The following is a 1,913-nucleotide window of genomic DNA, read 5'->3' as shown; positions in this document are numbered from 1 at the left end:
AACTTCCCTTCAGTTCCCACTTCCCGCGCCACCCGCGTTACTTCACTTGCAAAGGAACTTAGTTGATCAACCATCGTGTTGGTGGTATTCTTCAAGTCTAAGATTTCGCCTCTGGCATCGACGGTAATTTTCTTAGAAAGGTCGCCATTAGCTACCGCTTTTGTAACTTCCGCAATGTTGCGAACTTGAGCCGTTAAGTTCCCCGCCATCGAGTTAACGTTGTCTGTCAAATCTTTCCAAGTACCTGCAACTCCTTTGACGTAGGCTTGCACACCTAATTTACCTTCGGTTCCCACCTCCCGCGCCACCCGCGTAACTTCTGATGCAAAGGAATTTAGCTGATCCACCATTGTGTTGATGGTATTTTTGAGTTCCAGAATTTCGCCTTTAACATCGACAGTGATTTTCTTGGAAAGGTCACCCTTCGCTACAGCTGTGGTAACTTCAGCAATGTTTCGCACTTGCGCCGTCAAACTTCCCGCCATGAAGTTTACACTGTCGGTCAAATCTTTCCAAGTGCCGGCGACACCTTTAACTTCCGCTTGTACACCCAGCTTACCTTCAGTTCCCACCTCACGCGCAACTCTTGTAACTTCACTTGCAAAAGAATTAAGTTGATCCACCATCGTGTTGATGGTGTTTTTCAACTCTAAAATTTCACCTTTGACATCAACTGAGATTTTCTTAGATAAGTCGCCATTAGCTACGGCGGTGGTGACGGCGGCAATGTTTCGCACCTGTGCCGTTAAACTTCCCGCCATGAAGTTCACGCTATCAGTTAAATCTTTCCAAGTGCCAGCCACACCCTTGACATCGGCTTGCACACCCAACTTACCCTCGCTTCCCACCTCCCGCGCCACCCTTGTGACTTCCGATGCAAAGGAATTAAGCTGAACCACCATTATATTGATGGTATTCTTGAGTTCCAGAATTTCGCCTTTGACAGTAACAGTAATTTTCTTAGATAAGTCACCATTTGCGATCGCAGTTGCAACTTCGGCAATGTTTCGCACTTGGTCGGTGAGGTTCCCCGCCATTAAATTTACGTTGTCGGTCAAGTCTTTCCAAGTACCTGCCACTCCTCTAACTTCGGCTTGCACACCCAATTTACCTTCAGTTCCCACTTCACGGGCGACTCGCGTCACTTCACTAGCAAAGGAACTGAGTTGATCCACCATTGTATTAATGGTATTTTTCAACTCCAGCATTTCACCTTTGACATCGACGGTGATTTTCTTAGAAAGGTCGCCTGTTGCAACGGCGGTAGTTACTTCGGCAATATTCCGCACTTGTGCCGTTAAACTTCCCGCCATGAAATTCACACTATCAGTTAAATCTTTCCAAGTGCCAGCTACACCGCGCACTTCTGCTTGCACGCCCAGTTTCCCTTCACTTCCCACCTCCCGCGCAACCCTTGTTACTTCTGATGCAAAGGAATTGAGTTGATCCACCATTGTGTTGATGGTGTTTTTGAGTTCCAGAATTTCACCTTTGACATCGACGGTGATTTTCTTGGATAAGTCGCCTGTTGCAACGGCAGTAGTTACTTCCGCAATGTTTCGCACCTGTGCCGTTAAACTTCCCGCCATGAAGTTTACACTCTCAGTCAAATCTTTCCAAGTGCCAGCGACACCCTTAACATCTGCTTGTACACCCAGTTTACCTTCACTGCCCACCTCACGGGCAACCCGCGTCACTTCACTTACAAAGGAACTGAGTTGATCGACCATTATATTGATGGTATTCTTCAGTTCTAGAATTTCACCTCTGACATCTACGGTAATTTTTTTAGATAGATCACCATTTGCGATCGCAGTCGCAACTTCGGCAATATTTCGCACCTGTCCGGTGAGATTACCCGCCATTAAGTTAACGTTGTCAGTTAAATCTTTCCAAGTACCCGCTACTCCTTG

General features: G+C 46.6%; 1 protein-coding gene. It reads right to left on the bottom strand.

Annotated features, from left to right (window positions below):
- The coding region (locus Q0541_RS33910; protein ID WP_298921441.1) for a HAMP domain-containing protein at positions 1-1,913 on the bottom strand (1,913 nt) is incomplete at both ends.

Source organism: uncultured Nostoc sp., assembly GCF_937863485.1.
Taxonomy (GTDB): Bacteria; Cyanobacteriota; Cyanobacteriia; order Cyanobacteriales; family Nostocaceae; genus Nostoc.
This window is presented reverse-complemented; position numbering and strand designations above follow the sequence as displayed.